Source organism: Ectobacillus soli, from assembly GCF_042610425.1.
Lineage (GTDB): Bacteria > Bacillota > Bacilli > Bacillales > Bacillaceae_G > Ectobacillus.
This window is the reverse complement of the sequence record NZ_JBGJZM010000002.1, coordinates 90,863-114,919: the sequence shown is the minus strand read 5'-3', so window position 1 is coordinate 114,919 and position 24,057 is coordinate 90,863. Positions and strand designations below refer to the sequence as shown.

Genomic DNA, 24,057 nt, shown 5'->3' with positions numbered 1-24,057 from the left:
TCTTTGCAAGCCTAGAGCTGATAGATTCGATTCTTCTTCGCACCCGTATAGGGCAGGTTCATGGAAAGGAGTAAACGACTCGCGGCTTTCATAGTAGGTATATGCAAAAACTCTCTCATTTGACCATTTGTGATATTGGGTCCAATAAGGAGTTTAAAATCGTTCAATGCAGCAAAATGCGCATCCTTCGATTTCGTTTGGCACGTCTGACAAAGCCATGCACCATGAATTTTGGTTAAGGGAATCGACTCACATGAGGGACAGAAAACACCGTTAATGAGTTCATCCGAGGAAATTTGGTAGCGTTCTAAAATCGAAACATCTGCTTCGGTATGATGTTTCTGTAAAAGACGAATTCCTTTTTTTAGTTCCTTTTCGGTAAGAATTGGGGCTTTTATTTTGTTTTCAAACTGATTGATTTTTGTTGGAAGTAGATTACGATGAATCACTTTATTAGGAAGATTGGTAGGCGAAGGTGCCGTTTGAATTATGGTTTGGGGATTGCTAATGACAACGAGTGAAAAGATAGGAACTTCTTTCAGCCTTTGCGCAGCAAACCAGTTACGAAGCTGTAATTCCTGGCGTTGCACTTGATGAATAGGATTGGGAAAGGCCGTTTCCTCTCCGTCCTTTGTTCGGATTAGCTGCTCGAATAGCGGATCAAAGTATAACGTCCCAGCGATATTTTTCACCTCGATAATGAGAGCAAATTTAGTGGACATCAATAATGTGTCGATTTGAAAAAAATGCGTTTGATCCTGAAGCCTTATGTCATGAAAAATCGAATACTTTGTTTCATCCAGAAAACTAAGTTGGTAATCAATCGAACATTCGCCGTTATAGCCAGATTGTCGTTTCTTAAAATCTTCAGATATGACTGGAAATTTCGGATGCTGGGGAGGGAGCCTTCGAAGCAAAGCCTTAAGTTTTAGGAGAAAAAGAGGAATTTCCCGCTTTTTGACGATCATTTCATCACTCCATGATTCAGTTTACTTAATTGATTCCCTATTTGGAGGTTATTTCCTGCTTGGGATTGCGTCAATTATCGAAATCCCTCGGTTTATTACCGAAACCTCCCACCTTATTACCAAAATCCCCACTCCACCGCTTTTTCGACAAATCACCAACCCTCCCACCCCTCTTGTGACAACCCCTTCTTTATGGTAAAGTTAAATTAACTAATTGCGTCTATATGGGAGGTTCATCGCGTGCATACGTTTTTATCAATTGTATTGATCATCGTATCCGTTGTGTTAATTGTGCTTGTACTTCTTCAATCGTCAAATAGTTCAGGGCTTTCAGGGGCGATTTCGGGCGGTGCAGAGCAATTATTCGGTAAACAAAAAGCGCGTGGCATGGAAGCTGTGCTGCAACGTATAACGGTTGTATTATCGGTTTTATTCTTTCTTTTAGCAGTAGCAGTTGCGTACTTTAAAATATAATATTGGCTACGTTTAAGAAGACGTTCGTTGAAGAAAGATTCATCTACTAGGTGAGTCTTTTTTTTGTTGGAGAGGGGGGCTTTCCGGGATGTCCTATCGTGTGAAACAGCGCGTACTATGATACACTATATATAGTCAGAATGTGTTATTTTTTGGATAGAGAAAGAGGAGAACGATGATGAAAATGAAGGCGCCAAAGCCGTTTACGTTTGAAGGCGGAGAACGGGCTGTTTTGATGTTGCATGGCTTTACTGGAAACTCTGCCGATGTACGCATGCTCGGACGATATTTAGAACAAAGAGGCTATACATGTCATGCTCCGATTTATAAGGGACACGGTGTACCGCCAGAGCAGCTTGTCTATACAGGACCTGAGGATTGGTGGAAAGATGTTATGCAGGCCTATCAATTCTTAAAGGAAAAGGGTCATGAAAAGATTGCGGTCGTCGGTTTGTCCTTAGGCGGTGTATTTTCTCTGAAGCTTGCTTACTCTGTTCCGGTACTCGGCGTCGTTCCGATGTGCGCACCGATGACAATAAAAAGTGAAGATGTCATGTATAAAGGTGTACTTGCGTATGCCAGAGAATATAAGCGCCATGAAGGAAAAACAGTGGAGCAAATTGAAGCGGAAATGCAGGTATTTGCAAAAACACCGATGAATACGCTACAAGCATTGCAACAGCTTATTCGTGATGTTCGAAATAATGTAGATATGATTTACGCACCTACATTCGTAGTTCAGGCACGTCATGATGAAATGATTAATCCAGAAAGTGCAACCATCATTTATAACGAAGTGGAATCCAATGTAAAACAAATCAAGTGGTATGAAGAATCTTCCCACGTAATTACAATGGACAAGCAGAAGGATGAGCTTCACGAAGACGTGCACCGCTTTTTAGAACAACTTGACTGGTAGTAGGTGCTTATTATACATATGATTCATTTTGGTAAAAATAGATAGTAATAACCTCGAAAGGGAGGAATTTTTTTGGAAGAAACGATTCAGCAGCTACTTGTATTTATGAAGGAAGATGCCTATAAGCCACTTACAGTGCAGGAGCTTGAGCATGCATTTGGGATAGAGAGTGCTGATAAATTTAAAGATTTTATTAAAGCGCTTGTTACGATGGAAGAAAGAGGCCTGGTGGTACGTACGCGTAGTAATCGTTACGGATTACCGGAAAAAATGAATTTGGTGCGCGGCAAGGTAATTGGTCATTCTCGTGGCTTTGCCTTTGTTCAGCAAGAAGAAAAAGGACTAGATGATATCTTTATTCCGCCAAATGAACTAAACGGAGCGATGCACGGTGATATCGTGTTAGTTCGGGTTAGCACAGAACATGGTGGTAGTCGCAAGGAAGGAACGGTTGTCCGTATTATTGAACGGGGAATTACGGAAGCGGTCGGAACGTATACAGAATCGAAGAATTTCGGTTTTGTCATTCCTGATGATAAACGGATTACGAGTGATATTTTTATCCCGAAAGCTGCATCCATGGGAGCGGTGGATGGACATAAAGTTGTTGTCCATATTACGAACTATCCACAAAATAAAAATAGTGCCGAAGGAGAAGTCATTCAAATACTTGGTCATAAAAATGATCCGGGTGTTGATATTTTATCGATTATTCATAAGCATGGTTTGCCACAAGCTTTTCCGGAAGAAGTAATGGAGCATGCGAACAGTGTTCCGGAAACCATTACAGATGAAGATCGGAAAAATCGCCGCGATCTACGCGATGAAATGATCGTTACGATTGACGGAGCAGATGCAAAGGACTTGGATGATGCTGTAACAGTTACAAAACTTGAAAACGGGAACTATAAGCTTGGTGTTCACATTGCGGATGTTAGCTATTATGTAACGGAAGGATCTCCGATTGATAAAGAAGCGGCGGAACGTGCCACGAGCGTGTATTTGGTGGACCGCGTTATTCCAATGATCCCTCATCGCCTATCTAACGGTATTTGCTCACTTAATCCGAAAGTAGACCGTCTCACTCTATCATGTGAAATGGAAATTACAACGAGCGGCGAAGTCGTGAAGCATGAGATTTTCCAAAGTGTGATTAAAACGACAGAACGAATGACTTACTTTGATGTAAATCGTATTTTAGAGGATCAAGATGCAGAGCTTATGGCTCGGTATGAACCGCTTGTACCGATGTTTAACGAAATGGCGCGACTTGCTGAGATTCTTCGTGAAAAACGGATGCGCCGCGGTGCCATTGACTTTGATTTTAAAGAAGCAAAGGTGCTTGTTGACGAAGATGGACATCCAACGGACGTAGTACTTCGCGAACGATCTACCGCCGAAAAGCTAATTGAAGAATTTATGCTTGCGGCGAACGAAACTGTTGCAGAGCATTTTTATTGGCTGAACGTACCGTTTATGTACCGGGTGCATGAAGACCCGAAGGAAGATAAACTTGAACGCTTCTTCCAATTCATCACAAACTTTGGCTATGCGGTAAAAGGAAAAGCGAACGACATTCATCCGCGTGCGCTTCAACAGGTGCTTGATATGGTAAAAGGACAGCCTGAGGAAATGGTTATTTCGACGGTTATGCTCCGTAGCATGAAGCAAGCACGTTATGATGAAAATAGTCTTGGACACTTTGGTTTATCAACTGAGTACTACACGCATTTCACTTCGCCAATTCGGCGTTATCCCGATACAATCGTACATCGTCTCATTCGTACGTATTTAATTAACGGAAAGATAGACAAGGAAACGCAGCAAATTTGGCGAGAAAAACTGCCTGACTTAGCTGAGCACTCTTCGAATATGGAGCGCCGCGCAGTTGAAGCAGAGCGAGAAACCGATGATTTAAAGAAAGCTGAATTTATGCTGGATAAAATCGGGGAAGTATATGACGGAATTATTAATTCGGTTACGAACTTCGGCCTTTTTGTTGAGTTACCAAATACGGTAGAAGGACTTGTTCACGTAAGTTACCTAACTGATGATTACTATCGCTATGATGAACAGCATTTTGCCATGATTGGGGAACGGACAGGTAATATTTTCCGAATCGGCGACGAGATTACGATTCGCGTTGTAAACGTGAATAAAGACGAACGCTCAGTCGATTTTGAAGTGGTTGGAATGAAGGGGAGCCGCAGACGCGATAGCAGACCACGACCTATGGTCATTGAATCCGGAGGCGGCAGACATCGAAAGAAAAGCGAAACCGGATCAAAATCAGGTTCAGGATCAAGTCATAAAGGGGCTAATCATCGTAAAGATGGAAAGAAAAAGAAAGGCTTTTATGAAGGTGTTCCGGGTGTGAAACGAAAAAAGAAGAAAAAATGATAGACATATAACAAGAGGCTAACTCCATATGGGTTAGCCTCTTGTTGTTTTTGGGAGAAGAGGAGGCTCGCCGAAAACGAAACAGATACGATCGGAAAACCATAGAATGCGATTGAAACCGAACTAGATGCGATCGGAACAAGAGGAAATACGATCGAAAGCCCCGCCCGTGAACCGGACGAAGCCGAAAACAAAGCAGATGAATTTTCTTAAGCATGCTGCAATCCGTTTAAATATGTTTTCATCAGTCGCTTTAGGCTCTCATCATGATCCAGCGACATACCAAACCCGCCTACACGTTCAAGTGATGCAAAGCCGTGCAGGAGGCTCCGAATTCCACGAATCATATGGTATGCGTCCTCATCGGTTAGGTTGTATTCCTCAAGGACGCGCAGCAACAACTTAATAATCGTTTCTGCCGCAGACTGCAAGTCAGGATCTACTGATGCAGAAAGGGTTGCTTCATATAAACCCGGATTTGACCTTGCGAACGAAACGTACGCCAAGCCGATGGAAAGGATCGCCTTGTCTCCTGCCTTTCCAACTGAAGCATCAACCATACTGTCGTAGAGCTGTTTCATCCCGTATAAAGCTAATTCCTTTCGTAGGCCGTTCATCCCCTCGATGTGGTTGTATAAGGAAGGGGTTTTAATGCCAAGCTCGTGGGCAAGGGAGGCAAGTGTTACGTTCGCCAGCCCATTTACGTTTGCGAGCTTAACCGCTGTTTGTAATATTGTTTGTAAATTAATTGCCTTTCTTGCCATTCTTACTTGCCTCCAAACTTTTCTCTGCTACCGAAATAGCAGTTTTCATCTGTGCTATAGGATCCACTACCATTTTTCCGTGTCCAACTGTGAGTAGCTTCGGATTCACTTGCACGAGTTTCCGAGCACTTTCAATTGCAACGGCAAAGTTCCACGTTGCAAATGCTGGGAATGGAAAAGAAAGAATCATCTTCCCGGATACCGCAATGCCGCCGCGTGTTTGCATGGCGTCCCCTGCAATTAAAAAGTGATTTCGTTCATCGAGAAATGCCATAAGTCCAGGCGTGTGACCCGGTGCTGCGATTGCGGTTAATGAGCCAATCGTATCTCCATCCTGAAGGAGAATATCTGGGCGGGTTTGTAGTGTTTTCGGTACCCCGCCTTTAATCGGTGTTTGCGGCTCATTTTCATCAAGAGATAAATCATACTCCATTAGTCTCGCATCGCGTTTTGATATATATACCTTAGCTTCAGGAAGTGCTTGTTTTAATACATCAAGTGAGCCGACATGATCGCCGTGCGCATGGGTTAATACAATTCGTGTAATCGGTTTACCAATTGCAGAAGCAGCTTGTAAGATAGCCTTATGGCTATATGGCAGGGCAGCATCAATTAATGTTAATTCATTTTCTTCTTCGACTAAATAACAATTCACAGGAAATGCATTCGGTAAAAAACTAAGTTGGTATAATGGTCCGTTCTGTGTAAGACGCATGTAAAATTCCTCCTTGTTTTTTATCTAATATATTTAGTATTTTAACTAATAATATTAGTTAAGTAAAGTTCTTTTTTATAGAGAGTTGTTACATTGTGAAGAACCGTTGTTTTTGTTACAATAGGGTGAATAAAGGAGGGGTACCCTCATGCCAAAAGGATACGGAAAAACGATCTCACAAAACAAAAAAGCCTTTCATGAATATTTCATTGAAGAGACATATGAAGCCGGACTTGTCCTGCAAGGAACCGAAATTAAATCCATTCGCGCTGGTCGCGTCAATTTAAAAGATTCATACGCTCGTGTACAAGACGGAGAAGTGTGGGTGTATAGTATGCATATTAGCCCGTACGAGCAAGGAAACCGATTTAACCATGATCCACTTCGTCCGCGAAAGTTACTTTTACATAAAAAAGAAATAGCGAAGCTCATCGGCTACACGAAAGAAGTCGGATATACATTAGTACCGCTAAAAATCTTTTTGAAGAATGGGTATGCGAAGGTAAGTCTTGGACTTGGAAAAGGAAAGAAAACATACGATAAGCGTGAAGATTTAAAGAAGAAAGAAGCGAAGCGCGATGTAGAACGAGCATTTCGCGATCGCCAAAAGATGTAATTACAGTATTTTACAATTGCATCTACATCTTTCATCGGCTATAATAAGAAATGTACCAAACAGCTGAACTTTGAAAAATAGCTCTTAATGCTACACTTTCTCGTAAAGCTCCCTTTTATATGGGGACGTTACGGATTCGACAGGGGTAGTTCGAGCTTAGGTTGCGAGTCGAGGGGATCGGCCTCGTTAAAACGTCAACGCCTATAACTGGCAAAAATAATTTAGCTTTAGCTGCCTAATTAGTGCGGCTGCTCCTCCCTCCATTGTCTGTGTGGTAGGGTAAGGGGCTCACTCTTAGCAGACTACGCCGGCGTCCACCGTCTGAGGACAAAGGAAGAGAACAATCAGACTAGCGAGCCCTGCCGCCTGTCGATAGGCAAAAGAGCTCGCGAAGCGCCAATATGTCGACTACACTCGTAGAAGCTTAAGTGACGATATTTCTGGACGTGGGTTCGACTCCCACCGTCTCCACCAATACATACTTTGGTGGTTAAACACGATACTATACGGACTTGCCGCATGCGGTGAGTCCGTTTTTGCCTTGTCCTTCGGGGAACCTTGGAGGGCTCATTAGATGTGTCAAATAATCGAAGTACATCTACTTATTTCATGAAGAAATCATTTCACTTTCTCTATTAAAGCTTCCAGTATTTCTACCCTCATCTAAGCATGCAAGGAAACCCACCCTCATTTTATAAATTCTTTAATTACGGAATCTAAATGATTACACACTATATATCGTAATAAAAAATGTTTTGTTTACTGTATATTGATTATAACTTGTTTGTGTGATAGATTTAGGAGGCTAAAGAAATTATGAACGTGTAGGTTTAGTAAAGAAAAAGTATAGAATTAAGAACCAAAGGAGAGGTAACGATGCCTGTTATGTCCGAAGAAAAAATGACGATTAATATTGATAGTTTAAACAAAGATATTTCTTTATTTCCTCAAGTGTATCCCATCACCCCTGATATGAACATTACCCATAAAGGGGTTTCGAGACTTGTTATGATTGACCGCTATTCATTTAAAGATACTGCAAAAGTAACGCTAACAGTTGGAGACTTTGTCGTGTTAACGATAAAAGAAGATCCAACATTTCCAGCAAGAGGGCTAGGATATATCGTAGCTATTGATTGGGAGAGAAAGAAGGCAAGCGTTCTAATTGAAGAAGAATATCGCGGCGTACTTACGAAGCCAGAAGAAGTGGAAACGGGAATCATTACTCGCTCCATTGATGTAATGGAGAAACCTCTTGAAATTTACTATGAGCAAATTGCCAAACGAAATGCAGCAGGTTTGTCCTCTGTTGAAACGCTCGAAGAAAATCGTGATAAATGGTTTGGTTCTTTTTATGAAGAGTTAGCAGATTTAAATTTTATTCCGGCTGGACGAGTATTATATGGCGCAGGAGCTGATACGGACGTTACTTATTTTAACTGCTATGTGATGCCGTTTGTACAGGATTCAAGAGAAGGAATTTCGGAGCATCGTAAACAGGTAATGGAAATTATGAGCCGCGGCGGCGGGGTTGGTACAAATGGTTCTACGCTTCGTCCGAGAAATACATTAGCAAAGGGTGTAAACGGGAAATCATCGGGCTCAGTTTCTTGGTTAGATGATATTGCAAAACTGACGCATCTTGTTGAACAAGGTGGAAGTAGACGCGGCGCGCAAATGATTATGCTAACAGACTGGCATCCGGATATCATTGAATTTATTATTTCAAAAATGCAAAATCCTCGCATTCTTCGTTATTTAATTGAAAACACAGAAGATGAAACAATCAAAAAATATGCAAGTGAGAAGCTGAAATTTAAGCCTCTTACATCACAAGAAATAGAAATGTATGAAGGAATTTTAGCTCATCGTCACGCATTCAATGAAAATACAATTCGGGAAGCAGAAGAAAAATTGCGTACAGGCGGCAATTATAGCGTTCATCACCCTGAATTTTTAACAGGCGCAAACATTTCTGTATGCCTAACAAAAGAATTTATGAATGCCGTTGAAAACGATGAAACCTATGACCTTCGTTTCCCGGATACTGAAAATTACAGCCCGGAAGAAATGAAAGTTTACAACGAGCAATGGCATGCAATCGGCGATGTCCGCAAATGGGAGAAGCTTGGCCATAGCGTACGTGTCTACCGTCAAATTCGTGCGAAAGAGCTGTGGAATTTAATTAATATTTGTGCGACGTATTCAGCCGAGCCTGGTATTTTCTTTATTGATAATGCCAACGATATGACGAACGCTAAGGCGTACGGTCAGCAGGTTGTTGCAACGAACCCATGCGGAGAACAGCCGCTCGCACCATTTTCTGTATGTAATTTAGCTGCTGTGAATCTAGCATCCATGGCTGATAAAAAGAATAAAACGGTTGATTTTGATAAATTAAAGAAAACGGTGGAAATCGGTGTACGTATGCAGGACAACGTGATTGATGCCACTCCTTATTTCTTAGAAGAAAATAAAAAACAAGCATTAGGCGAACGCCGCGTAGGTCTAGGGGTTATGGGACTTCACGATCTGTTAATCTATTGTGAAACAGAATACGGCTCAGAGGAAGGAAACTTGCTCGTTGATAAAGTGTTTGAAACAATTGCAACAACGGCATACCGCGCCTCTGTTGAATTAGCTAAAGAAAAAGGAAGCTTCCCATTTTTAATTGGTGCTACAGAGGAAGAAACAATGACACTGCGCAAACGATTTGTGAATACGGGATTTATGAAGCATATGCCAGACGATATTCGCGAAAGCATCATCCAATACGGCATTCGCAATTCTCATTTATTAACCGTTGCACCAACAGGTAGCACGGGAACAATGGTTGGCGTTTCCACGGGGCTTGAGCCTTACTTCTCATTCACTTACTTCCGTAGTGGACGCTTAGGTAAATTTATCGAAGTAAAGGCGGATATTGTACAAGAATATTTGGATGAGCATCCAGAAGCAGATCCGAATGAACTTCCAAAATGGTTTGTTTCTGCAATGGAATTAGCACCGGAAGCTCATGCAGATGTACAATGTATTATTCAGCGCTGGGTAGATAGCTCCATCAGTAAAACGGTAAATGCTCCGAAAGGGTACACAGTAAGTCAGGTAGAAAAGGTATATGAGCGTTTGTACAAGGGCGGTGCAAAGGGTGGTACGGTATATGTAGATGGAAGCCGTGACAGCCAAGTGTTGACCTTGAAGGCAGAAGAAAATACGATGGATCATCATCATGAAACAAACACAAGCACCGAAAAGAAAAAGGTAGTGCTTGTGGATACAATCAACGAACTGCGTTCGACTAACGTCACAATCGGTTCAGAAGTAGGAGATACATGTCCAGTGTGTCTCAAAGGGGAAGTTAAAGAAATCGGCGGCTGTAATACATGTAATAACTGCGGCGTACAGCTGAAGTGTGGATTATAAAATATTACAAAAAGGCCACTTTGTTGGTTTACAATAAAGTTTAATAAAAAACAACCTATTTGGTATTTATTACTAAATAGGTTGTTTTTTGTCTTTTCAGAAAAATGGAAAGGTGAGTGAGCCGAAGAATTGGATAGTTGGTTCACTAATAGTTTTATTTAATCAGTGTGTGCGACAGCCGAGACTTCAATCAGTTGCTCTGGGAACGCCAAGTAGGTCACGCCGATGAGGCTGCCCGCAGGCCTGTGTTTTTCTAGGTATTCCTTGAACAGACCGATGACTGACTCGGAGTGCTCTTGCGGATTTGTTAGATAGATTTCCACATAAGCGAGGTTGGACTTCGTGACACCAAATCCTTCTAGTACGCAATCGAGGTTTTCAAGCGTTTGTCGTGTCTGAGATTCGATATCGCCCTCGCCGACGAAAATACCTTCCTTATCGTGGGAAAATTGCCCTGAAATGTAGATAGTACCGTTGACGCTGTAGCCTTGAGTAATACCGTGATCCCAAAGGTCGTGATTATAGGTTTTAACATTAGTCATCTTTTTCTCTCCTTTAATTCAAAGTAAAGTAAGTATAAAATGAAAAAAAGGAAAAAAATAGAACGCACTTTTTTGATAGTTACTACCAGAAAGGATAGTGTCAATATGAGTATGGCTGATTATAAAGAAAATGGTAATATCCAAGAGACACCTTTTGGTTATACATTGTCAGTGATTGGCGGTAAATGGAAAATGCTTATTCTTTACCTCCTGGCAGAAAATCAACCCGTTCGCTTTAATGATATGAAAAGAAAAATAGGAGCTATTACCTTTAAAACATTGAGTTCACAACTTAAAGAATTGGAAGCAGATGGGATGGTTAGACGGAAAGAGTATCCTCAAATCCCCCCTAAAGTTGAGTACAGTCTTACACATAAAGCAGAAACTCTATTACCTGTTTTGGAACAGTTATGTGAGTGGGGAGAAAAAAATCGCAATAATTAACTTCCTTCTGTATAGCTTATTCAAGTAATGGGGGCTTGAGTTTAACAAAGGAGGTAAAATAATTCTTAAGGAAAAATTAAGAAACCCTTCTCATAATGAGTCTTGTTTAAGTGAGAATAAGGGGGAGTTATGATGGAAAAACAGAAATTGATAGTAATTTTACTTTCAGTTAGTATGGTGTTAAGTGCACTTTCAGCAATTGGGGTAGGATACTTAGTTGTGAAACAAAATCAAAAGCCAGCTTTTGCACAGCATACAGGAGCAAGAGGAGGACAAATGAATCCGAATGGAAACTCACAAAATCAATCCTCCGCAACACAACAATAATTCGTACTCATTTTCTTTAAAACAGGATTGCTGAATAGCTCGTGCTTGGGACTTTTGCACATATAGAGTAATAAGATTAAACGATCGCGCCTTGCGATCGCTTTTTTTTATCCCGCTATTTTAGGGCAGTTTTCCTTTTTAGTAAGAACAGGAAAGACCCACTGGCAAATAATATATGGTATATTGTTCTCATCAGAGGGTAAAGGAGGAACCTGGCTTGCGAATGCGTCAATTTTTAAATATAATTGGCATTTTTATTATATATGTTTTGCTCTCATTTTATATAGGATGGAATGGGTGGGAGTGGTTATATACGACATTTTCCTTTCCGTACTGGGGGGCCTTTGCTATTGTAATGACAGTCTTGTCATGTTCCTATTTGCTTGGCAGAGTAATTCCTTTCTTTCGTATTGTCGGTTCCTATTGGATTGCTGTTATACAGTATGCCGTATTGGTATTGCCAATTGCGGATGGAATTGCTTTTCTTTTGCGCGCTCTATCATTCTCTAAGGATCAGTCCATTTTTTGGTCAGGCGTAGCAACCATTGTTGCTTTTGCTGTCATTTTTGCTTATGGAACATGGAATGCCTATAGTCCGGTTGTGCGTAAGTATGAGGTCCATATACCAAAGAAAACAAACCGAGCATCCTTGCGAATTGCAATGGCATCGGATATGCACTTTGGTCAATTGTCCGGCATGAACCATTTGAAACGATTGGTAAAGCATGTAAATGAAATGAAACCAGATATCATCCTGTTACCCGGTGATATTATTGATGATCATCCTGCCTATTTTATAAAAAAGAATATGGGACAAGTGATGAAACAAATGCAGGCACCTCTTGGAATATATGGTGTATTAGGAAATCATGAATATTACGGCGGAGCGATTCCTGCGTTTTTACTAGAAATGAAGAAAATAGGCGTACACATCCTGCTAGATGAAGTGGTACGAATAGAGGATAGTTTTTTACTTGTAGGTAGAAAAGATAAGACGGATCGAAAGCGCAAAAGCTTTGAAGAAATGATAAAGCCTCTCGATCATACTCTCCCCATAATTGTGATGGATCATCAGCCGGCTGAATTGAAGCAAGCTCAAGCAGCATTTGTAGATGTATTGGTATCGGGACATACACATAGAGGGCAAATGGCCCCGAATCATCTTATTACAAAGAGAGTTTTTGATTTAGATTGGGGCTTCGCTAAAAGAGGAAACTTCCATGCCATCGTTTCATCCGGTTTTGGATTTTGGGGTCCACCTTTGCGGATTGGAAGCCAATCTGAGATTCTTCAAATTGAAGTAACATTTGATTGATTCCACTGATGAGAAAAAAGTAAGCAGCAATCATCGTAGAAACCGTGTTATAGGAAAGGGTATTTAATATGCGCAAAATTCACTATATGAATAGTATGATCTTGGCTGCTTTTCTTGTCATGTTTAGCAGATCATTGCCACCATTGTCTTCGATTAACTTACAGCTAATGAAATGGATAAATGGTGATACCAAGACAAAAGTACAAATCGTTACAACTAGCCCTGTGGTGAATAAGCAGGTAGTGCTAAAGGGTGAGTTAACTGTCCAGCAAAGTGCTTTTATAGACACGGTTCCGTTTATCAAGCAATTGCCTGAGCTAGAGCGGGGCTGTGAGGTTACGAGTCTAGCGATGCTCATACAGTCTGCAGGCGTTTCAGCCGATAAAATGACGCTAGCGAAAGAAATTGCGCACGTTCCATTTTTACAAGGAAATTATCAAGGAAATCCAAATGATGGGTTTGTCGGAGATATATATACGCATGCGAAGCCTGGATTTGGTGTGTATCATGGTCCACTTTTTCAACTCGCGCAAAAATACTTACCGCAGCAGGCCTTAGATTTAACAGGTAAAGATATGAAAACTATTTATAGCATGCTCAACCAAGGCGTTCCCGTTTTAGTCATTACCAATACATCGTTTGCACCGCTAAATGACGATCAATTTGAAACATGGGATACGAACTCTGGTCCGGTCACAATTACATATAATGAGCACAGTGTTATTATCGTTGGTTATGATGAAAAGAACGTATACATAAATGATCCGCTCGCGGGTACCCCAAAAACGGCTGTACCTCGTCAAAACTTTGAACAGGCATGGATTCAAATGGGGAGCCAGGCTATTAGCTATGAGCCGATTTGAAAAAAACAATGGATTAGCAATTGTTTTTTTAAGTAAAAGTTAAGGAAACTATTTAACAATAAAGACGTTCCAGTATGTCGCAATGGTGAGGAAGTGACTGAACCTATGCGTTCTCGTCGTTTACTATATAGTATCGGGTTCTTGACAGTTTTACTTTTCGCAACAGGTGTTTATATCGTGTATAACCATACATTTTCTTTTGTCAATCAGAAAACCCCGTCTACTCAGATGGAAAGCCAGTCGGCAAATGTGACATCAACAGAAGATACACAAGTGGTAAAGCAAGAGACTCAACCTGCTCAACCTGTTCAACCTGTTCAACCTGTTCAACCTGCTCAAACTACGATTTCAAATCATATGCTAAGTAACGTTCCCTTTATTCAGCAATTACCAGAGCTAGAGCGAGGCTGTGAGGTGACAAGCCTTGCGATGTTACTTCAATCAGCTGGTATATCAGTGGACAAAATAACACTTGCACAAGAGATTCCGAAGGTTCCTTTTATCGATGACGAGGAGCGCGGCAATCCTAATGATGGCTTCGTTGGAGATATCTATACGCTAGATAACTCGGGTTACGGTGTGTACCATGGGCCTGTATATGAATTGACACAACAATATTTGCATGAACGAGCTGTTGACTTGACCGGAAAAGATGTAAAGGAATTATATTCCTATATAGATAAAGGGGCGCCTGTTTGGGTTATTACGAATACTACCTTTGCCCCGTTAAATGATGACGAATTTACTACATGGGAAACAAGTAATGGTGATGTGACAATTACGTACAGTGAACATAGCGTCGTGATAGTAGGCTATGATGATCAATATGTATATATCAACGATCCGCTTGCAGATGGACCGAAAACGGCTGTACCCCGTCAAAACTTTGAACAGGCATGGGAACAGATGGGACGTCAAGCCATTAGTTATACAAAGTAAAAGGGTACTGATCATTCAGTGCCCTCTATTCATGAATGCCCGTTGCCCGGCCCCCAGTCCCCAAATCGTTATACTCCCTTTTTTGTAGGCATGACTATTCACAAATATGGACATAATTTGAACTGAAAAGACGCACACTTCAATGACATTTGCGCCAACTTTATTCTTTTACAAATTTTATGTAAAGGTATTTCCTTTACACATGGCAAATAGTTTTGTAAAATAGTTCAGGTGTTGTTTTTCACACAAATAATTTTCTGTAAATTCTAAACATTATAGCGTTTTGCTGTTCTGTTTCATAAGGAGTTCTCATCATGAATTTGTTTCGTAAAAAATCAATCACAACATTGCTTTCTGGTAGTAAAGAATCACGTTTAAAGCAATCACTTGGGGCATTTGATTTAACAATGCTCGGTATTGGTGCTGTCATTGGTACGGGTATTTTCGTTTTAACAGGAGTAGTGGCGGCGGAGCATGCAGGCCCTGCCATTATCCTTTCCTTTATTTTGTCCGGACTTGCCTGTGTCTTTGCGGCACTGTGCTATGCAGAATTTTCTTCGGTAGTACCTGTATCCGGTAGTGCGTATACATACAGCTATACGGTGTTTGGTGAGCTGATTGCCTGGATTCTTGGCTGGGATCTTATATTAGAATACGGACTTGCCTGTTCGGTTGTGGCAAGTGGTTGGTCTGGCTATTTTCAAGGTCTCCTTGCTGGTTTTGGCATTCATATTCCGACTGCCATTAGCAATGCCTACAATCCTGCAAAGGGAACGTATGTAGATCTTGTTGCAATTCTGATTGTTTTTCTACTAGCGACAATTCTTGCGCTTGGTACGAAAGAATCGGCACGCATAAATAATATTATGGTTATTATTAAGATTTCTGTTGTTCTTTTGTTTCTTGTCGTAGGGGTGAAGTTTGTAAAGCCAGAAAACTGGACGCCATTTATGCCGTTTGGATTTTCAGGTGTCGTAAACGGGGCAGCGACAGCCTTTCTTGCATACATTGGATTCGATGCGGTATCCTCTGCTGCAGAGGAAGTGCGGAATCCGCAGCGCAATATGCCAATCGGTATTATTGCTTCCTTACTCATCTGTACCGTATTATACGTCGGTGTATCGGCCGTACTGACAGGGATGGTACCGTATACGCAGCTTGATGTGAAAAATCCGGTTGCATTTGCTCTTCAATATGTGCACCAAGACTGGGCGGCGGGTTTGATTTCGCTCGGTGCGATTATCGGGATCACAACTGTATTGTTTGTGATGATGTATGGTCAAACACGTCTGTTTTTTGCCATTAGCCGAGATGGATTACTTCCGAAGGGATTATCAATGGTTCATCCGAAAACGAAAACACCAACGAAGAGCATTTGGGTTACGGCGATTATGGCGTCTATTTTTTCAGGGCTCATTCCAATTGGACAGCTTGCTGATCTAACGAATATTGGGACGTTGTTTGCCTTTATTGTCGTATCCATTGGCGTCATCGTACTGCGTAAAACGAACCCAAATTTAGAACGTGGATTTCGAGTACCGTTCGTACCTCTTATTCCATTACTTGCTGTTCTCTCTTGCGGCTATTTAATGGTTCATCTATCAGGTATTACGTGGATGGGTTTTGCCATTTGGTTTGTTATTGGAATGTTCCTATACTTTGCGTATGGCTATAAGCATAGTAAATTAGCAAAATAGAATAGAACTTGACGGAAAAATAAGGAAGTACTACCCTTTGTATAAAACATAAGGGGGACGTACTTTGAATCCAATGTCACGAGAGGTTCCAACAGAATTTTCTACAAAGCGGCTCTACATTCGTATGCCGAGACCCGGAGATGGCACAGCTGTATACGAGGCGATTAAGGAATCCATTGTAGATTTAAAACCATGGCTCGGGTTTGCTCATGATGAACAATCCGAACAAAAAGCAGAGGAACATATACGCGAGGCAGTTATTCGGTATAGGGAGTGTGAGGATTTACGTTTGCTCGTTTTTTTAAAGGATACGGGTGAGCTCGTTGCTTCCTCTGGTCTTCACCGTATTGATTGGAATGTACCGAAGTTTGAAATCGGGTATTGGATTCGTTCATCAAAGAGTGGGCAAGGTTTTATGACGGAGGCGGTAGAAGGAATTACGCAAATGGCCATGCAGGAGCTCGGCGCAAGACGCGTGGAAATTCGCTGCGATTCAAATAATCAGAAAAGCCGGCGCATTCCGGAGCGGCTCGGGTTTACGCTTGAAGGTATATTACGGAATGATGCTGTTACCGCAGACGGAACGAGTCTTCGTGATACATGTATATATGCGAAAATACAATGACAAAGGGAGCAGGCTGGTTTGAGCCTGCTCCCTTTGTCATTTATTTCGATTTTAATTGCTTTTTAATGTATTGTACAACCTTGCGAAGCTCAGTTGCACTTGGACGACCAAATGGGCTTGTTTGTCGTTGTTGATATAATAGTTTGCCGTTTTCATCGACGAGGAAGTAGGCTGGTTCGCCATGAATGCCGTGGTCTTCATACGGTGCATCCTCACCGTGATAAAATACATCGTATGCCTTGAGTGCCTGCAAGCCTTCGTCTGAAAGTAGAGGGAATGTTAGCTTTAAATCATCTGTCATTTTTGCTAGGTTTTCTTGTGTATCCGTTGAAATCGCAATAATTTCTACGTTTCTACTGTCGAAGAAACCTTTGTTTTCTTGCATTTCTGTTAAATCATGCACACAGACCGGACACCAAGAGCCGCGAAAGAAAATAATAAGATGCCAGCTGCTATCAGCCTTTTGCTGTTCTTCAAATGAATATACTTCACCATTTGCTGCTGGGAGTGTAAAGTTTGGTACGATATGGCCTAGTTGAAATATGGACATCATGCTTCCTCCTTGCATTTTATTTATAGATGTATCATCCAACTAGTAGCTTACCATATTTTTCTTTTTGATAGGTGCGTTACGCCTTGCTTGTTATTTTATTTCCGTTTTTTCTCGAGGTTTGCCATCTGCTATATTAATGCCAGCTGCATTTTGATAGAGCGTACTAATAACTGATAAATCTTTTTCACGGAATTCTTCATTATTAAATAGGCTATAGAGCTCATGCGCAAGATTGCCCATAAAAAGCGGAACGCCTTCTTCTTTTCCTAAATCGCGAGCTAGTCCGAGATCCTTGAACATAAGCTTTAAAGCAAATTGCGGATCATATTGATTTTGCATGACGGTTTTTGGTAGCCAGTTTTCTAGGGCATAATTGCCGCCAGTTGATTGTAGAATAATGCTGCGAAGTGTTTCTGCATCTACACCTGCTTTTACTCCTACTGTTAACGCTTCGGACGTGATGGCAGTAATAGCCGCAAACATCATATTGTTACATAGTTTCGCTACCTGGCCCGTTCCAAGTGCACCTGTATAATAGACAAATTTTCCAAGTGTATGTAACACATCTTCACATTCGGAAAAAAGATCCATTTCACCGCCAGCCATAATCGTTAACGTACCATCGGTTGCACGTGCAGGTCCGCCGCTTACCGGTGCATCTAGTACACGAATGTCATATGTACGAAGTTCATCCGCTAATGTCCGAATGCCGCTATGGGATACCGTACTCATATTTAATAGAATGGTAGGACTCTTTACCATACTTGCAATACCAAATTCGCCAAGTAGCATTTCTCGTATTTCAGGAAGATTCGGAAGCATGGAAATCATCATGTCTGCGTTTTCTACGAGTTCTTCTTTCGACGAGGCAATGGCAGCACCTACTGCTTCTAAGCGCTGCGCTGGTTCCATGCGACGATGAGGCATAATTGTAACCGAATAGCCTGCCTTAAGCAGTATATTTGCCATCGGTTCGCCCATATTTCCAAGCCCTAAAAATGCAATTCGTTTTAATTCCTTCAATGAAATCCACTCCTAGTATGATTTTTTCTACTGTACCGACTTTTTGATGGCTATTGCAAGAAAATAGCCTAGATTACTTTACAAAGCCTAATGAAATAGGCGGAATGACCATTTTAAAATAAGTATTAATCTATATTATACCTATACTTTTGTTAATATTTATCTATTTATGGGATATAATCTCACAATAAATTTTTATAGTCTATTTTAAAATTATATTTTATAAAATTTTAAGTTTTTTACTTGGATTTTGTAAGGGAAATCGATACGCTGAGCGTAAACAGGGGATGGAGGATTGCTATGCTGCAACGAGAAAGATTACAACGGATTATGGGGATGCTAAAGAGTAAGCCTATGTGAAAAAAAGAGATGATTCAAGCAGGTAACAGATCATTCGAAATTTCAGAAGGTATTTTTACATACAGTAGAAAGTTTACAAAGTATTCATGTCGTCATTACGGACGAAGCACCGCCAGTAGAATTACAGGAACAACTAGAAACATATGATGTAAAACTGATTATAGCAGATGGAACGGAGGAGGAAATGAAATGAATGCAATTAAAGTCGGTCTAATCGGATATGGATTTTCAGGGGCAACCTTTCATGCACCGTTTTTACGTGTGTTAGATGAATTTGAGCTAGTAGCTATCATGTCGAGTGATGCTATGCGGGTTCACCGTGATATGGGAAATGTCAGGGTTGTTTCTACAATCGATGAAATTTTGCAAGATGATTCAATTGAGTTGGTTGTCATTACGACGCCGAATAGCCTGCATTATGAAATGGCAAAAGAAAGTATTCTACATGAAAAGCATGTCATTGTAGAAAAGCCAATGGTTATTGAACCAAGTGAGGCAGTTGAATTAATTTCACTTGCAAAGAAGAAAGGTGTAATGCTCAGCGTGTATCAAAATAGACGTTGGGATAATGATTTTCTGACGATAAAAAAATTAATACAAAAGGGTATAGTAGGAGAAATTACGACGTACGAAGCACATTTTGATCGTTTTCGTCCTCATGTGCGTGATCGCTGGAGGGAAAAAATAGGTAAGGGAGCAGGTATGTTATATGATTTAGGCTCACATTTAATTGACCAAGCCTTGCATCTGTTCGGGATGCCACAGTTTGTGATGGCCGATGTGTTCGCCCAGCGAAAAGGCGGGGAGGTCGATGATTATTTTCATATTATAATGGGTTACGAAAACTTACGTGTTGTACTTCATTCCGGATCCATTGTAATGGGACAAGGACCAAAATTTCTCATACATGGTAGTAAAGGAAGTTATATAAAGTATGGGCTCGATATACAGGAAAGTAAGTTAAGAGCTGGAGAAAACCCGTTGGGTAAAGATTTTGGTAAAGATGAACCGGATATGTATGGGCGACTGATAACAGAAGAGGACGGGACGATGACGGAGCAACGAATCGCAACGGTGCAAGGCAATTATGCAGCCTATTACCAGGGCATTTATGAGCATATACGCTTTGGAAAATCGAATCCAGTTACGGCAGATGACGGCTTACAGACGATTACAATTATCCATGCAGCTATGCAAAGTAGTCGGGAGCGCCGTACGGTTACGGTTTCTAGGTTATCCTAAGAAGGGATCATCAACTCGTTAGGGATGCGATTACTAAAATCCTGCAAGAGAAAGAATGATCCGTACATACTAGCAACAATGTGACGTTAAATTAGCGGATTTTGCAATGAATTTGTCATGAACTATTCATACAGATTTCATGCAAAGTTCACTGTATTCTGATACAGTGAAAATAGTATCAGAAAATAAGAGAAAAGGTGATACCTGTTATGCAACACATCATTCAAGATCAAATTGCAGAATGGACAAATTTCTTATTTGTATATAAATTTGCGTTAGATGAAATGGATACGAAATTAACGATTTTAAATGAAGAATTTCAATTTGTACATCAGCACAATCCAATCGAACATATTAAATCAAGAATTAAAAGCCCTGAAAGCATTGTAAGTAAGCTAGAACGGAAAGGACTTGCTATTACAGTGGAGAATGCGAAAGGGCATATTCATGATATCGCTGGTTTTCGTGTCACATGCTCCTTTGTTTCCGATATTTATAAAATTTATGATATTGTTCAGGGTCAAGATGATATTAAAGTGTTACGTGTAAAGGATTATATTAAGCATCCAAAGCCAAATGGTTATCAGAGTCTGCATCTTATTGTGGAAGTGCCAGTGTTTCTTTCCACACGAACTGAGCATGTGAAGGTGGAAATTCAAATTCGAACCGTAGCGATGGATTTCTGGGCAAGCCTGGAGCATAAGATTTATTACAAATTTGATCAAACAGTTCCGAAACATTTGACTGACCAATTAAAAGAGACCGCAGAAATGATTCAATATTTGGATGCGAAAATGAAACGGCTTAAAGAGGAAATGGATGAAATAAAAGATAAAGATCGGAAAGATCGGAAAGATTCGTCTAAGAAGAAGGTCAATGAAGGTTCTCTTCTTAGTCTTATGTAAAAAAACGAGCATCGGATTATTCCGATGCTCGTTTTTTAGACAGTGGATGCCTTGTAGGAAGTAGGAAGGCTTAATTTTCCTTCGATAAATTGTGTGCAGTAGTTTACAATCTTATCTTTATCGAAATCCATGGAGGCAACGTGATATGAATTTGTTAAAGGTATGAATTTTTTTTGTGAAGAGCCGATGGCATCATAGACTTGATATGCAGAATGGGCTGGTACGACATGATCTTCTTCTGAATGCAATAGCAAGACGGGACAATGAACCGAGGAGAGTCTTGCTTTCGCAAATGGAATGAGACGAAGGAGCTGCAAAATGGATGAAACGGGAACGGTATCATAGACGATTTCATACACAGAGGAATCTTTCATATCGGGAGCTGATTCGTCAATATATTTAGGCGAATTCGTAGCATCATAGACTTCATAGCACGGAACTGAGAATGCAGCATTAATACTGATAACGCCAGCACATGTATGGGATTGGGCAAGCGTGAGGGCAAGAGTGGCGCCCATGGATTGTCCGACGATATAAATAGACTTACAATGTTTTGCAAGGAATTCATATCCTTCTTCAAGGCTTCGAATCCAGTCCTCATAGTAACATCGCTCCAAATCTTCGTAATGCGTACCGTGTCCTGCTAATCTAACACCTAACACCGTAAATCCTCTTTCCGCAAGCCTTTCGCCAACGTATCGCATACTTTGCGGTGTACCATTAAATCCGTGTGAAACTAAAATACCAATTTCATTGCCTTTAAAGAAAAACGGTTCTGCTCCTGGTAGTATAGAATAGGATTTCTTCAATGTACATGTCTCCTTTTTAGTAAAATAAAAAACCCTTCCTGCATTTGGTTGCAAAAAGAGTGGTACCATTTTATCAACCAAAGCATCTGCTTTGCTGGTAGAAGCACCTTTCCTAGGGGAGGTTGCTGTGAAGTCATCAAGCCAGATCTCTCGTTCACTCTTGATAATATATACAGTTGTATTTTTAATTCCAATCGGTTTAGTTTGTTTTTATTATCCTATCATCTCGTGTCAGTAAAGTCAACATAGGATAAAGGTATATAAAGTAATTTTATCCCGTATTAAGAAGGCTTTTGAACCCCGCGGTGAGAAGTTTCACTTTATGCTCGTGGTATTTTGATTATAAACGCATGGTTGTAATTAAAATTGTAGTCATATGATTCGTCTCATAAAATCATAATAGGTAAAATGAGGTATACTACTAAGTGTAAACCGTATTTATAATAGAGAAATTATGAAAGAGAACGGAATAAAAAGGAGTTCATAGTATGTCCGATCAATTAGATTTAAAAAAGTTTGAGAAGAAAATTTTAATTCGAAATATTGAGTATCGAGATATCGATAGTATTATTGCCATGCAGGCTTCCTGCTTTCCTGGAATGGAGCCATGGACAAGGGCACAATTGGAGAGTCACTTGGAACATTTCCAAGAAGGCCAATTCTGTGCAGAGTTTGAGGGAGAGATTATTGGTTCTTGCTCTAGCCTGCTCATTAACTTTGATGAATATGATGATCGTCACACATGGGATGATATTACAGATAACGGATATATAACGAATCATAATCCGGATGGCTATAACATGTATGGAATTGAGGTTATGGTACATCCTGCCTATCGTCGCATGAAAATCGGGTATCGATTGTATGAAGCACGTAAGGATTTAGCTCGTCGCCTCAATTTAAAAAGCATAATTATTGGGGGACGGATCCCCAATTATCATAAATATTCGGATACATTATCTCCAAGAGAATATGTTGATGAGGTTATTCTGCACAAAATATACGATCCTGTTTTATCGTTTCAAGCATTAAACGGCTTCACGTTAATGCGGATTAACCCAGGATACTTGCCCGATGATAAGGCATCGAAGCGATACGCCACATTAATGGAATGGAATAACGTAGATTATCAGCCGAATACGAAGCGCTATTATAAAACATCGTTTCCCGTGCGGATTTGTGCGGTCCAATATATGATGAAGCAAATTCATTCCTTTGATGAATTTGCAACGCAAGTGGAATACTACACAGGTGTTGCATCTGATGCAGATTCTGATTTTGCCGTATTTCCAGAAATCTTTACGACGCAGTTGATGTCATTTATGCATGAAAAAGCCCCTAGCTTAGCGGTGCAACGAATTACAGAGTATACCGAGAGTTATATCAGTTTGTTTACAGATTTAGCTGTAAAGTATAATGTTAATATTATTGGTGGCTCTCATTTTGTCGAAGAGGATGGGAAAATATACAATATTGCCTATCTGTTCCGCCGAAATGGAACGATTGAAAAGCAATATAAGTTACATGTAACACCTAATGAGACAAAATGGTGGGGCATTAGTGAAGGTGATGAGGTAAAAGTATTCGATACGGATTGTGGGAAAATTGCGATCCAAATTTGTTATGATATCGAATTTCCGGAGCTTGCACGTATCGCAGTTGATCAGGGGGCACGAATTATTTTCACACCATTTTGCACAGAAGACCGCCAAGGGTATTTACGTGTTCGGTATTGCTCCCAAGCACGAGCCGTCGAAAATCAAGTATATACGGTTATTGCAGGGACAGTAGGTAACCTGCCGCAGGCTGAAAATATGGATATTCAATATGCACAGTCCGCCATTTTCTCCCCATCAGATTTTGAATTTGCACGCGACGGTATCGTAGGAGAATGCAATCCAAACATTGAAATGGTAGTAATAGGAGATGTAGATTTAGAAATTTTGCGGAGACAACGACAATCTGGTACAGTTCGTCAGATAAAGGACCGCAGACGTGATATTTATTCCCTTCAGTATAAGAAGTAAGATGAGGAATAAAACAAAGAGACGATTATCTAGCATCTTGTTCTGTTAAGATGTTCTAGATAATCGTCTCTGTTTATACTATGATAGTAGTAATTACCTTACAAATC

Annotated in this window: 22 protein-coding genes, 1 other RNA gene and 1 riboswitch; of the genes, 16 read left to right on the top strand and 7 right to left on the bottom strand. The window is 40.6% G+C overall.

The features are described from left to right. Positions 1–11: 11 nt before the first annotated feature. Positions 12–968, bottom strand: a complete 957-nt coding sequence (locus ACAN53_RS12430) for a nuclease-related domain-containing protein (protein WP_379970436.1) — start codon at positions 966–968, stop codon at positions 12–14. Between the two features lie 240 nt (positions 969–1,208). On the opposite strand from ACAN53_RS12430, the gene secG reads away from it, so the two are divergent. From secG to rnr, 3 genes are all read left to right on the top strand, one after another. Further along, positions 1,209–1,442: a preprotein translocase subunit SecG gene (secG, locus tag ACAN53_RS12425; protein WP_379970435.1), complete on the top strand. Its 234-nt coding sequence runs from the start codon at positions 1,209–1,211 to the stop codon at positions 1,440–1,442. A gap of 175 nt (positions 1,443–1,617) precedes the next feature. Continuing rightward, positions 1,618–2,361, top strand: a complete 744-nt coding sequence (locus ACAN53_RS12420; RefSeq protein ID WP_379970434.1) for an alpha/beta hydrolase — start codon at positions 1,618–1,620, stop codon at positions 2,359–2,361. 105 nt (positions 2,362–2,466) lie between these two features. Beyond that, positions 2,467–4,761: a ribonuclease R gene (gene rnr / locus ACAN53_RS12415; protein WP_379970855.1), complete on the top strand. Its 2,295-nt coding sequence runs from the start codon at positions 2,467–2,469 to the stop codon at positions 4,759–4,761. Between the two features lie 209 nt (positions 4,762–4,970). On the opposite strand, the gene ACAN53_RS12410 is transcribed toward rnr, so the two are convergent. Both ACAN53_RS12410 and ACAN53_RS12405 read right to left on the bottom strand, forming a co-directional pair. Continuing rightward, entirely contained in the window at positions 4,971–5,525 is a 555-nt protein-coding gene (locus ACAN53_RS12410) for a TetR/AcrR family transcriptional regulator (protein ID WP_379970433.1), read from the bottom strand. Then, on the bottom strand, positions 5,506–6,240 hold the full coding sequence (locus ACAN53_RS12405) for an MBL fold metallo-hydrolase (RefSeq protein WP_379970432.1): 735 nt from the start codon (positions 6,238–6,240) through the stop codon (positions 5,506–5,508). Before ACAN53_RS12405 ends, ACAN53_RS12410 begins: the two co-directional genes overlap by 20 nt. 148 nt (positions 6,241–6,388) lie before the next feature. Here ACAN53_RS12405 and smpB point away from each other — a divergent pair, with 148 nt between their 5' ends. The 3 genes from smpB (at position 6,389) to ACAN53_RS12390 (ending at position 10,279) form a co-directional block, all read left to right on the top strand. After that, the gene (gene smpB, locus ACAN53_RS12400) at positions 6,389–6,856 is read left to right on the top strand and encodes an SsrA-binding protein SmpB (protein ID WP_379970431.1); all 468 of its coding nucleotides are present in this window, start codon (positions 6,389–6,391) and stop codon (positions 6,854–6,856) included. 121 nt (positions 6,857–6,977) lie between these two features. Continuing rightward, positions 6,978–7,330: a transfer-messenger RNA gene (gene ssrA / locus ACAN53_RS12395) on the top strand. A gap of 402 nt (positions 7,331–7,732) precedes the next feature. After that, positions 7,733–10,279: a vitamin B12-dependent ribonucleotide reductase gene (locus ACAN53_RS12390; RefSeq protein WP_379970430.1), complete on the top strand. Its 2,547-nt coding sequence runs from the start codon at positions 7,733–7,735 to the stop codon at positions 10,277–10,279. A 158-nt stretch (positions 10,280–10,437) separates the two neighbouring features. On the opposite strand, the gene ACAN53_RS12385 is transcribed toward ACAN53_RS12390, so the two are convergent. Continuing rightward, positions 10,438–10,821, bottom strand: coding sequence for a RidA family protein (locus tag ACAN53_RS12385; protein ID WP_379970429.1), 384 nt, complete (start codon positions 10,819–10,821; stop codon positions 10,438–10,440). Between the two features lie 105 nt (positions 10,822–10,926). Between ACAN53_RS12385 and ACAN53_RS12380 the strand changes: the two genes are divergently transcribed. From ACAN53_RS12380 to ACAN53_RS12350, 7 genes are all read left to right on the top strand, one after another. Beyond that, entirely contained in the window at positions 10,927–11,265 is a 339-nt protein-coding gene (locus tag ACAN53_RS12380) for a winged helix-turn-helix transcriptional regulator (protein ID WP_379970428.1), read from the top strand. A 132-nt stretch (positions 11,266–11,397) separates the two neighbouring features. Then, entirely contained in the window at positions 11,398–11,592 is a 195-nt protein-coding gene (locus ACAN53_RS12375; protein WP_379970427.1) for a hypothetical protein, read from the top strand. 217 nt (positions 11,593–11,809) lie between these two features. After that, entirely contained in the window at positions 11,810–12,907 is a 1,098-nt protein-coding gene (locus ACAN53_RS12370) for a metallophosphoesterase (protein ID WP_379970426.1), read from the top strand. A 167-nt stretch (positions 12,908–13,074) separates the two neighbouring features. Next, a complete protein-coding gene (locus ACAN53_RS12365; RefSeq protein WP_379970854.1) occupies positions 13,075–13,770 on the top strand; it encodes a C39 family peptidase in 696 nt (231 codons plus the stop codon). 93 nt (positions 13,771–13,863) lie between these two features. Further along, a complete protein-coding gene (locus tag ACAN53_RS12360) occupies positions 13,864–14,709 on the top strand; it encodes a C39 family peptidase (protein WP_379970425.1) in 846 nt (281 codons plus the stop codon). Between the two features lie 314 nt (positions 14,710–15,023). Beyond that, positions 15,024–16,406: an amino acid permease gene (locus ACAN53_RS12355; RefSeq protein ID WP_379970424.1), complete on the top strand. Its 1,383-nt coding sequence runs from the start codon at positions 15,024–15,026 to the stop codon at positions 16,404–16,406. A 64-nt stretch (positions 16,407–16,470) separates the two neighbouring features. Next, positions 16,471–17,031, top strand: a complete 561-nt coding sequence (locus ACAN53_RS12350; RefSeq protein ID WP_379970423.1) for a GNAT family N-acetyltransferase — start codon at positions 16,471–16,473, stop codon at positions 17,029–17,031. A 40-nt stretch (positions 17,032–17,071) separates the two neighbouring features. On the opposite strand, the gene ACAN53_RS12345 is transcribed toward ACAN53_RS12350, so the two are convergent. Then, complete coding sequence (locus tag ACAN53_RS12345) at positions 17,072–17,581, bottom strand: peroxiredoxin family protein (RefSeq protein WP_379970422.1); 510 nt, start codon at positions 17,579–17,581, stop codon at positions 17,072–17,074. 93 nt (positions 17,582–17,674) lie between these two features. Continuing rightward, entirely contained in the window at positions 17,675–18,607 is a 933-nt protein-coding gene (locus ACAN53_RS12340) for an NAD(P)-dependent oxidoreductase (RefSeq protein ID WP_379970421.1), read from the bottom strand. A gap of 549 nt (positions 18,608–19,156) precedes the next feature. On the opposite strand from ACAN53_RS12340, the gene ACAN53_RS12335 reads away from it, so the two are divergent. Together ACAN53_RS12335 and ACAN53_RS12330 are read left to right on the top strand one after the other, a co-directional pair. Then, positions 19,157–20,209, top strand: a complete 1,053-nt coding sequence (locus ACAN53_RS12335) for an oxidoreductase (RefSeq protein WP_379970420.1) — start codon at positions 19,157–19,159, stop codon at positions 20,207–20,209. A 209-nt stretch (positions 20,210–20,418) separates the two neighbouring features. Further along, positions 20,419–21,114: a GTP pyrophosphokinase gene (locus ACAN53_RS12330; RefSeq protein WP_379970419.1), complete on the top strand. Its 696-nt coding sequence runs from the start codon at positions 20,419–20,421 to the stop codon at positions 21,112–21,114. A gap of 35 nt (positions 21,115–21,149) precedes the next feature. On the opposite strand, the gene ACAN53_RS12325 is transcribed toward ACAN53_RS12330, so the two are convergent. After that, positions 21,150–21,923, bottom strand: a complete 774-nt coding sequence (locus tag ACAN53_RS12325; RefSeq protein WP_379970418.1) for an alpha/beta hydrolase — start codon at positions 21,921–21,923, stop codon at positions 21,150–21,152. Positions 21,924–21,990: 67 nt separating this feature from the next. Further along, a riboswitch (SAM riboswitch) is annotated at positions 21,991–22,093 on the bottom strand. Positions 22,094–22,411: 318 nt separating this feature from the next. Between ACAN53_RS12325 and ACAN53_RS12320 the strand changes: the two genes are divergently transcribed. Further along, complete coding sequence (locus tag ACAN53_RS12320) at positions 22,412–23,950, top strand: GNAT family N-acetyltransferase (protein WP_379970417.1); 1,539 nt, start codon at positions 22,412–22,414, stop codon at positions 23,948–23,950. Positions 23,951–24,057: the final 107 nt, after the last annotated feature.